This window comes from Oleidesulfovibrio vietnamensis, from assembly GCF_055388115.1.
Map to the genome: position 1 here is coordinate 3,356,869 of NZ_AP042419.1, position 18,397 is coordinate 3,375,265.

At 60.8% G+C, this 18,397-nt stretch carries 17 protein-coding genes; 15 read left to right on the top strand and 2 right to left on the bottom strand.

The annotated features are described in order from the left end of the window. Positions 1–2 precede the first annotated feature (2 nt). The 7 genes from ACZ5D1_RS15045 (at position 3) to fdhD (ending at position 8,767) form a co-directional block, all read left to right on the top strand. Complete coding sequence (locus ACZ5D1_RS15045; protein ID WP_464555345.1) at positions 3–1,115, top strand: YjgN family protein; 1,113 nt, start codon at positions 3–5, stop codon at positions 1,113–1,115. Between the two features lie 14 nt (positions 1,116–1,129). Beyond that, positions 1,130–2,242 (top strand): M48 family metallopeptidase, encoded by a 1,113-nt coding sequence (locus tag ACZ5D1_RS15050; RefSeq protein ID WP_464555347.1) that lies wholly within the window; start codon positions 1,130–1,132, stop codon positions 2,240–2,242. A gap of 174 nt (positions 2,243–2,416) precedes the next feature. Then, positions 2,417–2,884, top strand: coding sequence for a winged helix-turn-helix domain-containing protein (locus ACZ5D1_RS15055; RefSeq protein WP_011369203.1), 468 nt, complete (start codon positions 2,417–2,419; stop codon positions 2,882–2,884). Positions 2,885–3,049: 165 nt separating this feature from the next. Next, positions 3,050–6,091 carry a formate dehydrogenase-N subunit alpha gene (fdnG, locus tag ACZ5D1_RS15060; RefSeq protein WP_081701847.1) on the top strand — a complete coding sequence of 1,014 codons (3,042 nt, stop codon included), beginning with the start codon at positions 3,050–3,052 and terminating at the stop codon, positions 6,089–6,091. Positions 6,092–6,142: 51 nt separating this feature from the next. After that, positions 6,143–6,871, top strand: a complete 729-nt coding sequence (locus ACZ5D1_RS15065) for a 4Fe-4S dicluster domain-containing protein (RefSeq protein ID WP_011369206.1) — start codon at positions 6,143–6,145, stop codon at positions 6,869–6,871. A 58-nt stretch (positions 6,872–6,929) separates the two neighbouring features. After that, positions 6,930–7,853: a formate dehydrogenase accessory protein FdhE gene (locus ACZ5D1_RS15070; protein WP_464555350.1), complete on the top strand. Its 924-nt coding sequence runs from the start codon at positions 6,930–6,932 to the stop codon at positions 7,851–7,853. 29 nt (positions 7,854–7,882) lie between these two features. Next, on the top strand, positions 7,883–8,767 hold the full coding sequence (gene fdhD, locus ACZ5D1_RS15075; RefSeq protein ID WP_464555352.1) for a formate dehydrogenase accessory sulfurtransferase FdhD: 885 nt from the start codon (positions 7,883–7,885) through the stop codon (positions 8,765–8,767). Between the two features lie 18 nt (positions 8,768–8,785). Here the strand turns inward: fdhD and ACZ5D1_RS15080 are convergent, their stop codons facing one another. Beyond that, positions 8,786–9,928, bottom strand: a complete 1,143-nt coding sequence (locus ACZ5D1_RS15080) for a TOBE domain-containing protein (RefSeq protein WP_455697027.1) — start codon at positions 9,926–9,928, stop codon at positions 8,786–8,788. A 141-nt stretch (positions 9,929–10,069) separates the two neighbouring features. Between ACZ5D1_RS15080 and modA the strand changes: the two genes are divergently transcribed. From modA to ACZ5D1_RS15095, 3 genes are read left to right on the top strand one after another with little or no spacing between them, the layout of a single operon-like run. Continuing rightward, positions 10,070–10,840, top strand: coding sequence for a molybdate ABC transporter substrate-binding protein (gene modA / locus ACZ5D1_RS15085; protein ID WP_011369210.1), 771 nt, complete (start codon positions 10,070–10,072; stop codon positions 10,838–10,840). A 1-nt stretch (position 10,841) separates the two neighbouring features. Next, on the top strand, positions 10,842–11,516 hold the full coding sequence (gene modB, locus ACZ5D1_RS15090) for a molybdate ABC transporter permease subunit (protein ID WP_011369211.1): 675 nt from the start codon (positions 10,842–10,844) through the stop codon (positions 11,514–11,516). Next, the gene (locus ACZ5D1_RS15095; protein ID WP_464555356.1) at positions 11,513–12,244 is read left to right on the top strand and encodes an ATP-binding cassette domain-containing protein; all 732 of its coding nucleotides are present in this window, start codon (positions 11,513–11,515) and stop codon (positions 12,242–12,244) included. Before modB ends, ACZ5D1_RS15095 begins: the two co-directional genes overlap by 4 nt. A gap of 152 nt (positions 12,245–12,396) precedes the next feature. Here ACZ5D1_RS15095 and ACZ5D1_RS15100 read toward each other — a convergent pair whose 3' ends face one another. Continuing rightward, positions 12,397–12,774: a winged helix-turn-helix domain-containing protein gene (locus ACZ5D1_RS15100; protein WP_011369213.1), complete on the bottom strand. Its 378-nt coding sequence runs from the start codon at positions 12,772–12,774 to the stop codon at positions 12,397–12,399. Between the two features lie 430 nt (positions 12,775–13,204). Here ACZ5D1_RS15100 and ACZ5D1_RS15105 point away from each other — a divergent pair, with 430 nt between their 5' ends. The 5 genes from ACZ5D1_RS15105 to ACZ5D1_RS15125 all read left to right on the top strand — a co-directional run bounded on the left by ACZ5D1_RS15105 (position 13,205) and on the right by ACZ5D1_RS15125 (position 18,389). Further along, the gene (locus ACZ5D1_RS15105) at positions 13,205–14,386 is read left to right on the top strand and encodes an iron-containing alcohol dehydrogenase (RefSeq protein ID WP_027182165.1); all 1,182 of its coding nucleotides are present in this window, start codon (positions 13,205–13,207) and stop codon (positions 14,384–14,386) included. A gap of 115 nt (positions 14,387–14,501) precedes the next feature. Beyond that, entirely contained in the window at positions 14,502–15,059 is a 558-nt protein-coding gene (locus ACZ5D1_RS15110; protein ID WP_011369215.1) for a 4Fe-4S dicluster domain-containing protein, read from the top strand. Continuing rightward, positions 15,056–15,982, top strand: coding sequence for a CoB--CoM heterodisulfide reductase iron-sulfur subunit B family protein (locus ACZ5D1_RS15115; protein ID WP_464555359.1), 927 nt, complete (start codon positions 15,056–15,058; stop codon positions 15,980–15,982). Before ACZ5D1_RS15110 ends, ACZ5D1_RS15115 begins: the two co-directional genes overlap by 4 nt. Then, positions 15,979–17,937, top strand: coding sequence for a 4Fe-4S binding protein (locus tag ACZ5D1_RS15120; RefSeq protein ID WP_464555361.1), 1,959 nt, complete (start codon positions 15,979–15,981; stop codon positions 17,935–17,937). Before ACZ5D1_RS15115 ends, ACZ5D1_RS15120 begins: the two co-directional genes overlap by 4 nt. Beyond that, complete coding sequence (locus tag ACZ5D1_RS15125; protein WP_011369218.1) at positions 17,925–18,389, top strand: hydrogenase iron-sulfur subunit; 465 nt, start codon at positions 17,925–17,927, stop codon at positions 18,387–18,389. The genes ACZ5D1_RS15120 and ACZ5D1_RS15125 overlap by 13 nt, the downstream gene beginning before the upstream one ends. Positions 18,390–18,397 lie beyond the last annotated feature (8 nt).

An 18,397-nucleotide genomic window follows, 5' to 3' on the forward strand; every position in this document is an offset into this window, starting at 1 on the left:
ATATGCATCATGAAAACAACGTACAAGCGCCTGGCGAGGCAGGCGAAACCATGCATCATGCGGCTTCAGATGCCGCTGCAACAGCCCCGTTCCTTGCATTTACCGGCACGGGAAAGTCGCTCTTTTTTCTATACATTATAAACGGATTACTGACAGTTCTCACGCTGGGAATCTACAGTTTCTGGGGTACCACCAAGATCAGACGATATTTCTGGTCGCACACGAAGGTGCAGGGCGAACCGCTGGAATACACGGGGACAGGCGGGCAGCTGTTTGTAGGCTTTCTCATCGGCATTGTTCTGCTGGGACTGCTGGCTCTCATCGCTCTGGCCACTGACATGCTTTTCGGACCGCCCGCCGGCACGCTGACCGGTATTCTCATAGCACTGCTGTTTGCCCCGTACGCCATCTTCCGCAGCATGCGCTTCAGGCTGGCGCATACCCGCCTGCACGGCATCCCCTTCGGGCTGGAAGGTTCCCCCGTACGGTTCGCCGGACGCACGCTGCTGCGCTCGTTCATCGCACTGGTCACTCTTGGCCTCATGATTCCGTGGGCATACGCCAAGGTCACGGCCGACATTCTGGGCAACATCCGGTACGGCGACAAGATGTTCACGTTCACCGGCAAGCCCATGGCTCTGGTCAAGGCGGCCATTCTGCCCATGCTGCTTGTAATTGTGCCTATGGCCGCTTATGTGGGTTTTCTTGTCATGCTGGCCTCGGGCTCGTTAGCAGGGTATTCATCCTCGGAACTCAGGACGCTAATTCTCATCATTGCCAGCGCGCTGGGCCTTCTTACCTTTATCTCAAGCCTGCTGTGGCAGTGCCGCTTTATCCGCTGGGCAGCCACCGGAATGCACTTCGGCGAAGCCGGACTGACATGCTCCATAACGCCGCTGCGCCTGTTTGTCGCCCTGCTCAAATTCATGCTCATCACGCTGTTCACGCTGGGCATCGGCCTGCCGTGGGCCATCGTCGGGCTGCAGCGCTTTTTCATGCAGCTGTACGAACCCACAGGCGACATTGTCTTTGCCGATGTGCACCGCGGACCGGAACAGCATGAAGCCACCGGCGACGGCATTGCACAGGCCTTTGACTTTGACATGGGCTTTTAACCGCTGTGTCCCGCATGCAGCACCGCGCACTGTACAACGACGGCCTGACACCCGAAACGGCCGAAGTCTCGCCGCAGATGTCGGCAGGGTCTCTTGTCTTTGAACACAAAGGAGAACCCTGCCGCTGGCCGCTTTCCCGCATAGACGCAGTGGACGGCTGGAGCAGCCGCCCGCTGCGTCTGAAACGCACCCCCGACACCTATGAACGGCTGACCCTGCCTGCCGGAAGCCGCACGGACGAAATAGTCCGCCACATCCGCATGCACAGGGGAATCCGCCTGCCCGTAATCAGCAAGTTCGGTGTGGCGGCGCTGACGGCGGTCGTGGCCATGGTATGCTGGGGGATTTTCATGGGCGACGTCACCACCCGCTTCATTGCCTCGTGCATTCCGCACGATGTGGAAAAAGCCATGGGCAGACAGGCCATGGAAAGTCTGCTGCCGCTGCTCTCGCTCAACACCACTCCGGAGTGGTGCACCTCGGCGGAATCGCAGGCCGCACTGGACGCAATGCAAAGCGAACTGCTTTCGCCGGAAGACCCGCAGCCCTATGAAATCAGGATTCTGCACAGCTCATTCAACAACGCGCTTGCCATTCCGGGCGGCACCATACTGGTGACCAGCGCGCTGATAAACGACCTGCAGCACCCCGATGAGCTTTCGGGCATTCTGGCCCATGAACGCACCCACATAACCCAGCACCACGGCACAACCAGCTACGTGCGCAATGCCGCATTCAGCATGGTGCTGAAGATGTTTGCCGCCAACAGCGATACACTGCGGATGATTGGCGGCAGCGCGCAGGCCCTCATGCTGCTGCGCTTCTCCCGCGAGGCCGAAGACGCCGCGGACAGCGGTGCCGTGCGCGCGCTGCACCGCGCCGGTATTCCCATCAGCCGGCTGCAGGACTTTCTTGTCCGGGCCGCTCCCCCGCCCGAAGACGGCGACACCCCGCTGCAGCTGATTGACAGGTACCTTTCCACCCACCCTGACACCCCGCACAGGGTAAAAGCCATGCAGGCACAATACGACGCGCTGGGCACACCGCCGCCGCGGCAGTCACCGCTGTCGTCCCGACAGTGGCAGGCGGTCAAAAACGCCTGCTCCCGGCGCACAGACCAGTTATGACATTCATCCCGCGGGCAGCCGGAAACGTACAGGGTTTCCGGCTGCCCGCGGTCATGTCAAACCATGCGCAAGAATAATATGCTCAACAAGACATAACATCCATTGTATTGTCTGCTTCAAGCTGTTCCGCGTGGTTCACAGCCGTGCACCACGGGAAAGCCCGCGGAGGTAAATATGCCAAAAAAGACACAACAACCTGTCATGCGCCTGCACCTGTGGCTCGAACAGTCCGATGGCGTGCTTTTCGGTCAGGGGCGGCTGCAGCTGCTCGAATACATAGACCAGACAGGTTCCATAAACGCGGCGGCCAAGCGGCTGGGCATGTCCTACCGCGCGGCGTGGGGTAAAATAAAAGCCTCGGAAGAAGCGCTGGGTTTCAAACTGCTGGAACAGCCCGAAGGGAGACGTTCCGGCTGCCGGCTCAGCGATGCGGCGCGCATGCTAATGACCGGCTACCGTAACTGGCTGGATGAAGTGGAAGCTCTGGCGCTGCAAAAGGCCGAAGAACATCTGGGCTACATGCCCGAACGGTTTATAAACCGGCACGGAGCCTGTGCCCTGACACCGCGGCATGCCCCCGCAGCTAAAAAGAAAAACACACCATCACAGGCGGCTGTGGAAAAATCTGCCTCCGCACACTGAGGCACCTTGCGGTATGCATTGCTCCGCCCGCCGTTGTGTTAATATTAACACATTATAATAACTGACTTTTTATTGACCAAACATTTCCTGACGTGGCATCCGTTGCATAGGATGCGGCGTGCACCTGCGCCGCGGCATTAGCAACCGAAAAAGGAGGCCGAGGACATGAATTGCACCCGGCGAGGATTCCTGAAGCTGGCCGGAGCGGGCGCAGCCTGTATTTCTCTGGCACAGCTCGGCTTCAGTCTGAAAGAGGCGCGCGCCTTTGCCGCGTCGCTGAAGATTGAAGGGGCGAAGGAAGTCATCACCGTCTGTCCGTTCTGTTCCGTCAGCTGCCACATCATCGCGTATGTGAAAAACGGCAAGCTGATCAGCACGGAAGGTGATCCGGATTATCCCATCAACGAAGGTTCGCTGTGCGCCAAGGGCGCCGCGCTGCTGACCATGTCGACCAGTCATCACAGACTGCTCAAACCCAAATACCGCGCACCCTTCAGCGACAAGTGGGAAGAAAAAGACTGGGGCTGGACGCTGGAGCAGATAGCCCGCCGCGTCAAGGATACCCGCGACAAGGAAATCATACTCGAAAACAACAAGGGCCAGCGGGTCAACCGTCTGGAATCCATGTTCCTGCTGGGCACCTCCCATGCGGACAACGAAGAGTGCGCCCTTGTGCACCAAGCAATGCGAGGCCTCGGTGTCGTCCATATGGACCACCAGGCACGTATCTGACACAGCGCAACTGTAGCGGCTCTGGGAGAGTCGTTCGGACGCGGTGCGATGACCAACCATTGGATCGACATCAAGAATGCCGATGCAATTCTTATTATGGGCAGCAATGCTGCCGAACACCACCCCATCTCGTTCAAATGGGTGCTGCAGGCCAAAGACAAGGGCGCCGTGGTAATGCACGTCGATCCCAAGTTTTCGCGCACATCCGCACGCTCGGACTTTCATGTACCGCTGCGTTCGGGCACCGACATCGCCTTTATGGGCGGGATGATACACTACATTCTGGAAACGGAAAGCTACTTCCGGCAGTACGTGCTTGATTATACCAACGCATCGTTCATCGTGGGCGAATCGTACGGGTTCAAGGACGGACTGTTCAGCGGGTACGATATACACACCCGCAGCTACGACCGCAGCAAGTGGAACTTTGAAACCGACGCGCAGGGCACGCCCAAACGCGACCCCTCGCTCAAGCACCCGCGCTGCGTCTTCCGCCTGATGCAGGAACATTATTCACGCTATACGCTGGACAATGTTTCATCTGTAACCGGTGTGACAAAGGAAAACCTGCTGAAGGTCTACAAAGCCTTTGCCGCCACCGGCAAACCGGACAAAGCAGGCACCATGATGTACGCCCTCGGCTGGACACAGCACACGGTGGGCGTGCAGAACATCCGCAGCGCCGCCATTGTGCAGCTGCTGCTGGGCAACATAGGTGTGGCGGGCGGCGGCATCAACGCCCTGCGCGGCGAACCCAACGTGCAGGGTTCCACCGACCACTGCCTGCTCTATCACATCATTCCGGGCTACATGACCATGCCCATGGCCGACTGGCAGACCTATGCCGATTACAACAAGGCCAACACGCCTGTTTCCGCAGACCCGCAGAGCGCCAACTGGTGGCAGCACAAGCCCAAGTACCTGACCAGCCTGCTCAAGGCATGGTTCGGCGATGCGGCCACGGCGGAAAACGGCTACTGCTACGGGCTGCTGCCCAAAATAGAAAAAGGCGCCGACCACTCCTACATGTTCCTGTTTGACAGGATGTACAGCGGCAAGATCACAGGCGGCTTCATCATCGGGCTGAACCCCATGAACAGCGTGCCCAACACCAACAAGGTGCGCAAGGCGCTGGACAACCTCGACTGGCTGGTCACCGCGGAACTGCACCATTCCGAAACCACGGATAACTGGCGCAGACCCGGCGTGGACCCGGCAACTGTCAAAACCGAGGTGTTTCTGCTGCCTTCCGCCCACCGTGTTGAAAAGGCAGGCTCGGTGAGCAACAGCGGGCGCTGGCTTGTGTGGCACCACAAGGCCGTGGAACCCGAAGGCGAAGCCCGCAGCTTCGGCGACATGTTCGTACCGCTTATAAACGTGGTACGCGACCTGTACCGCAAAGAAGGCGGCACCATGCCTGAAGCCGTGCTTAACCTCGACTGGCCGCAGCAGTACGACCCCGAGGAATGGGCACGCCGCATCAACGGGTTCTTCCTCAAGGACACCACGGTAAACGGCAAAGAGTACAAAAAAGGGCAGCTGGTGCCCTCCTTCACGGCGCTTGCCGATGACGGCAGCACCTCTTCGCTCAACTGGCTGTACTCGGGCAGCTACACGGAAGAAGACGGCAACAAGGCTCAGCGGCGGGACCCCTCGCAGACCCCCATGCAGGCCGCCATCGGCCTGTACCCCAAGTGGTCGTGGTGCTGGCCTGTCAACCGCCGTATTCTGTACAACCGTGCGTCCGTCGACGCTCAGGGCAAACCGTGGAACCCTGCCAAGGCTGTCATCAGCTGGAACGGCAAAAAATGGGAAGGCGATGTCCCCGACGGCGGCTGGCCGCCCATGGCCACCGGCAAGGGCAGACATCCGTTCATCATGAGCAAGCACGGCTTCGGCCAGCTGTACGGCACCGGCCGCATGGACGGGCCGTTCTCGGAACACTACGAGCCGGTGGAAACCCCCATCGACGCGCATCCGTTCTCCAAACAGCTGAGCAGCCCCGTGTACAAGTTCGTTTCGAGCGACATGGATAAACTGGCCAGACCTGCCGACCCGCGCTTCCCCTATGTGCTGACCACCTACAACGTGACGGAACACTGGTGCGGCGGCGGCGAAACCCGTAACGTGCCCAACCTGCTTGAGGCCGAACCGCAGCTGTATGTGGAATTAAGCCCCGAGCTGGCAGAAGAAAAAGGCATCGCCAACGGCGACGGAGTGATTCTGGAAAGTGCCCGCGGAAGGGTAGAGGCTATCGCCATGGTGACGGTGCGCATACGCCCCTTCACCGTTCAGGGAAAAACGGTACACCTTGTGGGGATGCCGTTCTGCTTCGGCTGGACGACACCCGGCACGGGCGACTCGACCAACAGGCTTACGCCTTCGGTCGGCGACCCCAACACATCCATACCGGAATACAAGGCCAGCTGCGTCAATATACGCAAGGCCGACACCCTGACCGAAATCGACCGATAGCCATACGGCGGACGGCCGCTTCATGTGGCCGCCCCGCCAAGGAGTCATGACATGTCAAAAGCCATATTCATAGACACCACCCGCTGCACGGCGTGCCGCGGCTGCCAGCTTGCCTGCAAGGAATGGTACGAGCTGCCCGCCAACAAAACGCGCCAGACAGGCAGCCACCAGAATCCGCCGGACCTCAACCCCAACAACTTCAAACTGGTCCGTTTTCATGAACACATGATAGACGACCGCGTGGTCTGGTACTTCTTTCCCGACCAGTGCAGGCACTGCGTCAACCCGCCGTGCGTGGACATCGCCAACATGATTGTGGACGGCGCACTGGTGCACGATGAAGAAACCGGCGCGGTGCTGACCACCGAAAAATCCAGCCTGCTTTCGGCCGAAGACTTTCAGGCCGTGCGCGACGCATGTCCCTATGACATTCCCCGCCGCGACGAGCAGACAGGACAGGTCAAAAAATGCGTCATGTGCTTTGACCGCATCAAGGCCGGCATGCAGCCTGCCTGCGTCAAGGTGTGCCCCACGGGCACCATGAACTTCGGAGAGCGCGAAGAGATGCTCAAGCTGGCCAGAACCCGGCTTGAAAAAGTCCGCAAGGAACACCCCCGCGCCATGCTGGCAGACCCCGATGACGTGAATGTCATCTTTCTGCTGGCAGACGACCCCGAACGGTACCACGAATACAGCGTGGCTCAGGCCGAGCCCGTCAGCCGCAAGCGGCTGTTTGCCTCGCTGCGGCGTCCCGTGCGGGCCATGACGGAAAACAGCTAGGACCGAACAACAGCCCGGAAGGCCGCTTACCCGGCCTTCCGGCTTTACCGGAGCACGAATGCCACAATCACGCGAATCAGTCAGTGCCACTCTGAACGCCATTGCCTCACGCCGTCCGGCGCTGCACTCCATACTCAGCGCATTCGAACCGCTGCTTACCGCCAGCGCAGCCCTGCCGGACGCTCTGGCGGATGAACTGCGCAACGGCACAGCCACCCTGCCGCAGGCCCGGTCTGAAAGGCTGGCACAGGGCGTGCCCGTCATGGCAGACGCCCCGACACAGTGGGCCGCGCCGCTCATGCGCGTTGCAGCACGGCACCTGCTGCCCGTCATAACCGCGCACCAGTCGCTGGCCGGCTCGCGCGCAGGGCTGGAAAAAGCCTTCGATCAGGATGATACCGCTCTGGCCGGCCTCATGTCCGCCATCGTGCACGGCGACGCCGGTGCCCTCACACGCGCCGCCCGGCAGCACGACGTACCCGAAGCGGTCTTTGCTTTTGCCGCAAACGCGGTTGCCGGTCCGGTACTGCACGCCATGACGCAGCACCACCTGCACGACGCTGATTTTGCCGCGTGGCGTGAAGGAACATGCCCTGTCTGCGGCTCATTTCCTTCCATCGCGTATCTGGGAAGGCCAGACCCTGACCAGTCGGAATTTCTGCGCAGCGGCGGCGGCAAAAAGCATCTGCACTGTTCCCTGTGCACGCACGAATGGCTGTTCAGACGCGGAGCCTGTCCTTCGTGCGGCAACGAAGACCCCGGAGCGCTGGAATACCTGCGCGACCCGCAGACCCCGTGGGAACGCATAGACCTGTGCCGCAAATGCAACACCTACTGCCCGGGAGTCGATCTGCGCGAAACCACGGAAAATCCCCAGATGGATGCCATGGCACTGGGTATGCTGCATCTTGATCTTGTGGCCGCCCGTGAAGGACTGATGCCGCTGGCCCCGTCATTCTGGAACACATTTGACGACGAATAACCTGCCCCGCAGCAACGGAACCCGTTAATATGCATACCAGAAGCAGGCGCATCACCAGACTGAATCAGGGTCTGAGGCGTTTTTCCGACGATGAGATAATCATCGAAGCCCCCATGGAGATAGTGGTCAACGGCGTGCCGTGGGCCGCTCTCATGCGCACCCCCGGCGACGACGAGGCGCTGGCACTGGGGTATTGCCATACGGAAGGACTGCTGCAGCAGGGCGAACCGTACAGCATGCACCGGTGCACCGCCGCGGACGGCACGATGCGGATGCTGCTGGAAATTCAGGGCGGCCCGCGGCGCGTGCAGGAAATGATGCGCGGCAGAGGCGTGCGTATGGGTTTTTCCTGCTGCGGCAACCGTAACGCCGTCAGTGCGCAGGAACTTGTCCGGACTCTGCCCCCCGTGCCTTCCTCCGGCCCGGCAGACAACAAAGAGGCTTTCCGGGTGGCACCGGAAACACTCAATGCCCTGCTGCGCGAGGCGGAAGGCTATCAGGCGCTGTTCAGCCGGACCGGCGGCACTCATTTCTGCGCGCTGTATGACGGGCAGCTGACCATACTGGCCTTTGCCGAAGACACGGGCAGGCACAACGCACTGGACAAAGCAGCCGGACAGGCCCTGATGCAGGGCACGGCGGCAGACGTGCATCTGGTGCTGCTCTCGTCAAGGCTCAGCTTCGAGATGGTACAGAAATCGCTGGCTCTCAAGGCCCGGGTGGTGGCAGGGCTGTCCGCCGTGACCAGCATGGGGACGGAACTTGCGGAAGCCTCGGGCATCACGCTGGTGGGTTTTCTGCGCAGCGGCAGAATGAACATCTATACACATGCACAGCGCATGGTCGCCGCATGCGACGGCACGACCCCGTGCAGCGGTCCGGCAGAAAGCTGTCCGCTGCGCCGCCCGTCATGACCGGACAACAGCCGTTTCTTACACGGTATGCAGCACCACGGAGAGCGGTTTAAAAAAAAATTCCGCGGTCATACCCTTTACGCCGGGTGCTGCCACATCCTGCCCCGCGCCTGCTTCCGAAGATACCAGCCCCATGCGTTCGGCATCAGAAACGGAAAGCAGCGCGCACAGCTGGGTGCCGTCGGCGCAGGCTCCCATGACTTCGGCCATCACACCGGAGCTGCGGACCTGCGTGACGGCGGCCGTCATGCAGTTGGGCCGCCCGCTGCCGCCCGTATCCCCATCTGCGCTGCCGGGTGCGCACAGACGCACATCGACATAGGGCGCCTTTACCGTTGCCCCCACAGGGCTGTCCGGTTCCAGCTCCAACGCGCGCAGACTCTCCATGGTGATAAGCGCCGAAACGGTATGCCCTCCCACCGTGCACAGACTGACCTCGGCCATGATCGCATCTGTTCTGATGGTGCTCACATGCCCTCTGAAGCTGTTTCGCGCACTGCTGCGTTCTCCCGCATCCATGGCCAGACGCCGCACGATGGCACGCATGTCACCCGATGAATAGTTCTGCAGCACCGCAGCCAGATCAGCGGATGCCTGCCCCAGCACTTCGCGCACCACGGCCAGCGGCACACCGCTGCGCAGCAGTTCCACGGCGCGGGTATTGCGCAGCACACGCGGCGTGGCCATGTCTCTGGGCACGCCGCACTCCTCTGCGCGGGCATAAAAAACGCGGCGCACATACCCCTGGTCAACGCCGAAAGGATACTCCCCGAACCCGCCGCCCGAAACACCGTTCAGCAGCCGGTCGATTTCTCGGCACAAGGCACGGGGCAGCGGCACCTCCCGCATTCTGCCGTTGTGCCCGAAGCGCGCGCTTCCCGTCTGCAGACAGACGTCGGTGCGGACATCAAGCGCCTGCACCTCGCCGAGGCGCGCTCCCGTATGGCGCAACAGCTGAAAAAGCAGCCACATGCGCCCGCGCGAAATTTCGGCATGCGGGGTTGCGGCCGCGGCACGCCAGCGGCTGAACGCCTGTTCCAGCCGCAAAAGCTGCTCCGCATCCAGCAGCTTGACCCCCTCCGGCACCACAAAAAGTGCATGCGGCGCTATTCTGCCGCCCGCCGGACGGCCGGACCGTACTGTTGTGCCGGTTGTCGTCATGGCTGCTCCCGTAAACTGGTTTTGTCACGATTTTCAGGGCATTCGTGACCGCGTTGGCAGACGATACACAACTTCGTAAGTGCGTACATGCAGTAAATACATACTCGCACTTCTGCACACGCATCAAGGAGGATTCATCCCATGCTGTCACGTCTGTACGCTCTGCCGGCACGCCTGCTGGCCCCGCTCTGCCTGCCCCTCTGCCTGACCCTGTGTCTGCTGGCAGCCCCCGCCGGCGCGCAGGACCTGCTGGTGGCGCAGGCCGCCAACTTCATGCCCGCCATGGAAGAAATTCTGCCCGCCTTCGAAGCCGCCACAGGCATCAAAGGGCACGCCGTATATTCCTCCACAGGCAAACTGTACGCCCAGATTTCCAACGGAGCACCGTTTGACGTTTTTCTGGCCGCAGACGAGGCACGACCGGCCAAGCTGGCCGCCGAAGGCAAATCGGAAGCACCTTTTGTCTATGCGCGCGGCAAGGTGGTGCTCTGGCTGCCGCAGCCGGGCGTGACCGCCGCCGACTGGCAGCAGTGCCTGCAGCGCGATACCATACAGCGCATCGCCGTGGCCAACCCCGAATCCGCCCCCTACGGCGCGGCTGCCGTGGCAGCGCTGAACAAGGCAGGGCTGTTTGAAACCGTCAGTCCCCGTCTTGCCTATGCACAATCCATCGCACAGGTTTTCCAGTTTGCTTCCTCCGGCGCGGCCGATGCCGGATTCTGCGCGCTGTCGTCTACTCTGACGGAACAGGGCCGCACCGGCACAACCTTTGCCGTGCCGCAGGCACCGTCCGTCATTCAGGCCGCGTGCATCCTGAAAAGCGCTCCGAATCCGCAGGCTGCCGCCAGATTTGTCGAATTCCTCAATTCGCCTCTGGTCGCTGAAATCAAGGCAAAATACGGATACGAATAGCATGCTGGAAGCGGTACCCGCCATAGCAGACCCGCTGTACCTTTCGGTCAAGCTGGCATTCTTCACCACGCTGTTCATTCCCGTGGCAGCGCTGCCGCTGGCGTGGCTGTTCGCCTTCCGCCGGTTTGCCGGTAAAAGTCTGGCCGAGGCCTTTGTGGCCCTGCCCATGGTTCTGCCCCCCACGGTGCTGGGTTTCTGGCTGCTTGTGGTCATGGGCCCCAACGGATTCATGGGGCAGGCGTGGCAGGCGGTTTTCAACGAACGGCTGATTTTCAGCTTTCCCGCCATTCTGCTGGCATCCGTGGTATACAACATGCCTTTTGCGGTGCAGCCGCTGCGGGCCACCTTTGAAAAAATGGACAGAAGACTGCTGGAATGTTCCGCCGTACTGGGGCTTTCGCCGCTTGCCACATTCCGCAGGGTCATTCTGCCCAACAGCCTGCCGGGGCTTGCCGCCTCTTCCGTGCTGGTGTTCGCCCACAGTCTGGGTGAATTCGGCGTCATCCTGATGGTGGGCGGCAGCATGCCGGGCACCACAAAAGTGGCATCCATCGCCATATACGAAGCCGTGGAAGCGCTGCGCTATGACGATGCCTTTCTGCTGTGTCTGGCGCTGGTACCCGCCAGCTTCATCGTGCTGCTGGCCGTAAACAGAATGAACAGGAGCCTGCAATGACTCTGGACGCCCGCATCTGCAAAACGCTGCCCCACTTCACGCTGGACGTTGCCATGACATGCCCCTGCGGTCACCTTACAGCCGTTGTGGGGCCGTCAGGTGCGGGCAAGACCACATTCATACGCTGCCTTGCAGGACTGGAACAACCCGATGAAGGCCATGTGAAGCTGAACGGCACGGTGTGGTGCGACACAGCCGCGGGCACTTTTCTGCCGGTGCGCTGCAGACATCTGGGATTTGTGTTTCAGGACTATCCCCTGTTTCCGCACCTTGATGTACTGGGCAATGTATCGTTTGCCACCGGAGACAAAAAACAGGCCCGTGAACTGCTGGCACGCATGGGCATAGCCCATCTGGCAGCCCAGCGCCCCTCTGCCGTTTCCGGCGGCGAAAAACAGCGCGTGGCCCTGTGTCAGGCTCTGGCACGCCGTCCGCGCATGCTGCTGCTGGACGAGCCTTTTTCCGCGCTGGATGTGGATACCCGCCGCAGCCTGCGGCAGACCATGCTGGAATTGAAAAATGAGCTGGACATACCCATCGTGCACGTGACGCACGATCTGGAAGAAGCAGCCATGCTGGGCGACACCGTCATCGCCGTCAATGCGGGCATACCGGATGAGCAGTGGCTTGGCCGCAACATGCCCGCCCCGCGGCGGCACGCCGCGGCACCGGTCGCCCGCAGCGCCGCCTGCGGTGCCTCGCTGCGGACAGCGCCGGTCAGCCTGTGAAAACGCATCGCATCCTCCGTCCGGCATCTGTCAGGCGGAAGACCTGCGGGCCGGAGCATTGTGCTCCGGCCCGCATATATACCTGTTACCGGCAATATGACACCTGCATGCCGCAGCATTCCGTCAGCCACGGCACAGCAGCAGCCCCAATGTCAGCGTTCCGCCGTTCCCCCGCGGCGGCAGGCCGGCAGCCCGCCGAACAACTCGCCGAAACGCCGTTGCGCTTCTTCTTCCAGAGAACGCGCAAGCTGCTCATAGGCTTCCAGATAGGCCCTGCCGTCCGCCGAAAGCTCATACCCCGATTTATTGCCGCCGCGCTTCACCAGCACATCGGTGCCCAGCCGTTCTTCAATCTTGCGTATGCGGCCCCATGCGGCGCGGTACGACATGCCCAGAGCCTTGGCGGCACCCGCCAGCGACCCCGTCTGATTCACTCCGCGCAGCAGCGCGGCACTGCCCATGCCGAAGGCGTTTTTACCGTCTTTTTCAATCCACAGCTTCATCTTCAGCTGCGGGGTACTGTGTTCCATGCGTTATTTCCTCCTTCAGCAACCGTGTCCGCCGCACAACATGCGCGTGTACCGTTCCGGCTGCTTACCACCGGCGCAGCAGCTTTCCAAGGGCCGTCACCGCGGCACGGCCTGATACCGTCCGCACAGCCTCCGGCCGGGGTGACTATTTGACTCAAACAGCGGGAACACATGTATCAGAATGAAACACACGTCCGCAGCGGCGTTATATCGGCCTTCTGTGCTGTCCGGGGGTCAAATGGACACAACCGGCACTTTTTTCACGTCCGGACCGGCCCAGAGGTATAACAGGTATAAAATACATAACTGCATGTTTTAATGCACTATATAGCTTTGGCCCGTTCCTTGCCTATGGGAGAGCAACACTAATGCTCACGGCAAAGTCCACAGTTTTGCCACCAACACACAAACGGTAAGGATGGATAAAGTTATGGCAGTACGTGAAGAAGTTTACGGCTTTTTTATTCCCAGCGTCACCCTGATGGGCATCGGTAGCCACAAGGAAATCCCGGCCAAGATCAAGGCTCTGGGCGGCAAGAAGCCTCTGCTCGTAACTGACAAAGGTATCACCAAGGTCGGCCTGACCGAAAAAATCGTCAAGCTGCTGAAAGACAACAAAATGGACTGCGTTGTCTACGATGAAACCATTCCCAACCCCACCGATGAAAACGTGCATGCCGGCGTGGACGTGTACAAGAAAAACAAGTGCGACTCGCTGATCACTCTGGGCGGCGGCAGCTCCCACGACTGCGGCAAGGGTATCGGCCTTGTGGTCGCCAACGGCGGCAAAATTCATGATTTCGAAGGCGTGGACAAGTCCACCAAGCCCATGCCCCCCTACGTTGCCGTGAACACCACGGCGGGCACCGCCTCTGAAATGACCCGCTTCTGCATCATCACCGACACCTCCCGCAAGGTCAAAATGGCCATCGTCGACTGGCGTGTTACTCCCACCATCGCCCTTGACGACCCGCTGCTGATGATGGGCATGCCCCCCGCACTGACCGCAGCCACCGGCATGGACGCCCTGACCCACGCCGTGGAAGCCTATGTTTCCACCATTGCCACCCCCATGACCGACGCCTGCGCCGAAAAAGCCATCAAGCTTATCTTCCAGCACCTGCGTGCCGCAGTGGCCAACGGACAGGACGTGGTAGCCCGCGAAGGCATGTGCTACGCCCAGTACCTTGCCGGTATGGCGTTCAACAACGCAAGCCTGGGGCATGTGCATGCCATGGCGCACCAGCTGGGCGGTTTCTACGACCTGCCGCACGGCGAATGCAACGCCATCCTGCTGCCCCACGTGGAAAAATTCAACCTGATAGCCAAGGTTGAGCGCTTTGCCGAAATGGCCCGCTGGATGGGCGAAAACACCGAAGGCCTGAGCCCCCGCGCCGCAGCCGAAAAGTGCCTCGACGCCATCCGCCAGCTTTCCGCCGACGTGGGTATCCCCTCCGGCCTTATCGAGCTGGGCAAGCGCTACGGCAAGGATGTGAAGGAATCTGATATTCCGACCATGACCGCCAACGCCCAGAAGGACGCCTGCGGTCTTACCAACCCCCGCTGCCCCACCGATGCCGACGTGATGGCCATCTACAAGGCTGCTCTGTAACGCCTGCTTACAGCGGGGGAAAACCCCTTTTTCTCCCGCTGCCCTGCATATCCGCAGAACCCGCCGCCGGGGTCATCCTTGGCCCCGGCGGTAATCTTTCCGGAGAAATATACCCATGCGAGACGACCGTACCATCCGTCGTTGCGATGCCGCGTTCACACAAAGCGTGCAGCAGCAGAGCGAGCAGAACATGGCACTGTGCTACCAGTGCGGCAACTGCACGGCGGGGTGCCCTGTGGCACGCGCCAGCAGCACGCCGGTGACGCAGGTCATGCGCCTTGTGCAGGCAGGTCAGCGCGAGGCCGCACTGGGGGCCGATTCCATATGGCTTTGCGCCTCATGCGAAACATGCACCACTCGCTGCCCCAATGATATCGACGTGGCACGCGTCATGGATGTGCTGCGTCATATGGCCCGCCGTGAAAATCATGTGGCCGAAAAAAACATACGTGATTTCTGGGACGCCTTTCTCGAGTCCGTCGAAAAACACGGACGCGTGTACGAGGTGGGCCTCATGGCCGCATATGTGCGTAAAACTGGCCGGTTCTGGACCGACGCAGATCTTGCTCCGGCGGCGCTGGGCAAGGGCAAACTTCCCCTTCGGCCGCATCCGGTGACCGACAAGGAAGCCATAAGACAAATTTTCAGACGTTACAGAGAGCGTTCGGCATGAGCACATTCACCTACGCCTACTATCCGGGCTGCTCCGCCATGGGCACCTCGGCGGAATATGAAGCATCCACCCGCGCCCTGTGCAGCAGGCTGGGCATAACACTGATGGAAATACCCGACTGGAACTGCTGCGGCTCCACTCCGGCCCATGCCACAGACCACACACTGGCCGGAGCGCTGGTGGCGCGCAACCTGATGCTGGCCGAACAGATGCCTGATGTGCGCGGCATCATCACCCCGTGCCCCAGCTGTCTGAAAAATCTCAAGACCACCCAGCACCGCCTGCAGCGGCCCGCTTACAGGGCAGGCATTGAAGCCCTGCTGGATTACCCCGTGCAAAGCACGCTGCCCGTCAAATCAGTGCTGCAGGTCATTGCCGAAGATTTCGGCCCGCAGCGGGTTCAGGAACATGTCACCCGGCCGCTCACCGGCATGAAGGTGGCTCCGTATTACGGCTGTCTCATGTCGCGCCCTCCGGATGTCATGGCGTTTGACGATCATGAAAACCCCGTGGCGCTGGACGGACTGCTGGCGGCACTGGGAGCCACGGTGGTGCCCTATGCCATGAAAGTGGACTGCTGCGGCGCCTCGCTGGCGCTGACACGCCGCGACATTGTCACCTCGCTTTCATGCCGGCTGCTTGATGCCGCGGTCGAAGCCGGCGCGCATGCCATGGCGACGGCCTGTCCCATGTGCCAGATGAATCTGGACATGCGCCAGCAGCAGATAAACAGAGACAACGGCACGCAGTTTCATATGCCTGTCTTTTATTACACGCAGCTGGTGGGCCTTGCCACCGGATACACCGCGGCGGAAATGGGGCTAGACAAGCTGTGCGTCAGCCCGGCAGGCGCCCTTGCCTGCATAACCCCCGCCGCGGGGCCGGACACCGCACCGGCGCAACCACGGGAGGCCGGAGCATGAACATAGGTGTTTTCGTCTGCCACTGCGGCAGCAACATTGCCGGCACCGTGGATACGGAAAAAGTGGCCGAGGCCGCGCGCTTGTATCCCGAAGTCCGCTTTGCCACCGATACAATGTACGCCTGTTCCGAACCGGGGCAGGAGGGCATCATATCCGCCATCCGCGAACACGGGCTGGACGGCGTGGTGGTGGCGTCATGCACGCCGCGCATGCACGAAGCCACTTTCCGCCGCACGCTGGAACGGGCTGGGCTGAACCGCTACATGTTCGAAATGGCAAACATCCGCGAGCATGTTTCATGGATCGGCAAAGACATGGAAGCCAACACGTCCAAGGCCATGGACCTTGTACGCATCGCGGTAGAAAAACTGCGCCGCAACACCCCGCTGCATCCCCGCAAATTTGACATAAACAAACGCGTCATGGTCATCGGCGGCGGCGTGGCCGGTATTCAGGCCGCACTGGACTGCGCCGAAGGCGGGCTTGAGGTGGTGCTGGTGGAGCGCGAGCCCACCATCGGCGGCAAAATGGCCAAACTGGACAAGACATTCCCCACCGTGGACTGTTCCAGCTGCATCCTCGGTCCCAAAATGGTGGACATTGCCCAGCACCCCAACATCACGCTGTACGCTCTTTCAGAAGTGGAAAGCGTGAACGGGTTCGTGGGCAATTTCAGCGTGAACATACGCAGAAAGGCCGCCTATGTGGACTGGTCGCTGTGCACCGGCTGCGGTGCCTGCGAAGAAAAATGCCCCGCGCGCAAAACGTATGACAAATTCAATGAAGGCATAGGCCGCACCACGGCCATCAAGATAGCCTTTCCGCAGGCCATACCCAAAAAGGCCGTCATCACACCGGAAACATGCATCATGCTGACCAAAGGCAAGTGCGGAAACTGCGCCAAGGTCTGCCCCGCAGGGGCCATTCAGTTTGACCAGAAGGACAGCATTGTCACGGAAGAAGTGGGAGCCATCATCGCCGCCACGGGGTATGACCTGTTCGACCACACCGCACTGGGGCAGTACGGCGGCGGACGCTACGCCGATGTCATCACCTCGCTGCAGTATGAACGCATGCTCTCGGCATCCGGTCCCACGGGCGGGCACGTCAAGCGGCCGTCAGACGGCGCCGAACCGAAAAATATCGTCTTCATCCAGTGCGCCGGTTCGCGCGACAAGTCCATCGGCCGCCCCTACTGTTCGGGGTTCTGCTGCATGTATACGGCCAAACAGGCCATTCTGACAAAAGATCACATCCCCGACTCCCAGTCCTATGTCTTTTACATGGACATCCGCTCACCGGGCAAAATGTACGACGAGTTCACCCGCCGCGCCATGGAGGAATACGGTGCCCGCTACATACGCGGCCGCGTTTCCGCCATCCAGCCCAGGGGCGGCAGATATCTGGTGAAGGGCGCGGACACGCTGCTGGGCAATCAGGTGGAAATCGAAGCCGACATGGTGGTGCTGGCCGTAGGTGTGGAATCGGCCAAGGGCGCCTCTGAACTGGCTGAAAAACTGCGCATCTCCTACGACAGCTACGGCTTTTTCATGGAAGGCCATCCCAAGCTGAAGCCCGTGGAAACCAACACCGCAGGTGTGTATCTGGCCGGTTCCTGTCAGGGCCCCAAGGATATCCCCTCTTCCGTGGCACAGGGCGGCGCCGCCGCCAGCAAAGTGCTCAGCCTGTTCTCCAGAGACAAGCTGGAAAGCGACCCGCAGGTTTCCGCCGTATCGCTGCTGCGATGCGTAGGATGCGGCAAATGCAGGGAAACGTGTCCGTTCGGTGCCATCGAAATGACCGAATTCCGCGGCATGCCCAAAGCCTCCGTGGTGGAAACCGTGTGTCAGGGATGCGGCATATGCGCCGTCACCTGCCCTCAGGGTGCCATTCAGCTGCAGCATTTCACAGACAACCAGATACTTGCCGAGGTCAACGCCCTATGCCGGTACTAGAAGGAAAAGAACTGCGCATCATCGGATTTCTGTGCAACTGGTGCTCCTACGGCGGTGCCGACACCGCAGGCGTGGGACGGTTTGCCCAGCCCACTGACCTGCGCATCGTGCGGCTGCCCTGCACGGGCCGCATCAACCCGCTGTTCATTGTGCGCGCCCTGCTGAACGGCACCGATGGGGTGCTCGTTTCAGGCTGCCACCCGCGCGACTGTCACTACACGGCGGGCAACTTTTACGCCCGCAGACGTATGGAAGTGCTCAAGGCGCTGCTGCCGGTGCTGGGCATAGACCCGCTCCGGTTCGAGTACACATGGGTCTCCGCTTCCGAGGGCAACCGCTGGCAGACGGTGGTGCGGGAATTCACCGCCCAGATTCACGGACTGGGGCCTGCTCCCGCCTTTGCGCAGGAAGCTTCCGAACAGGCACAGGCCGTTCTGAAAGCCGTCATCTAACCGCGAGG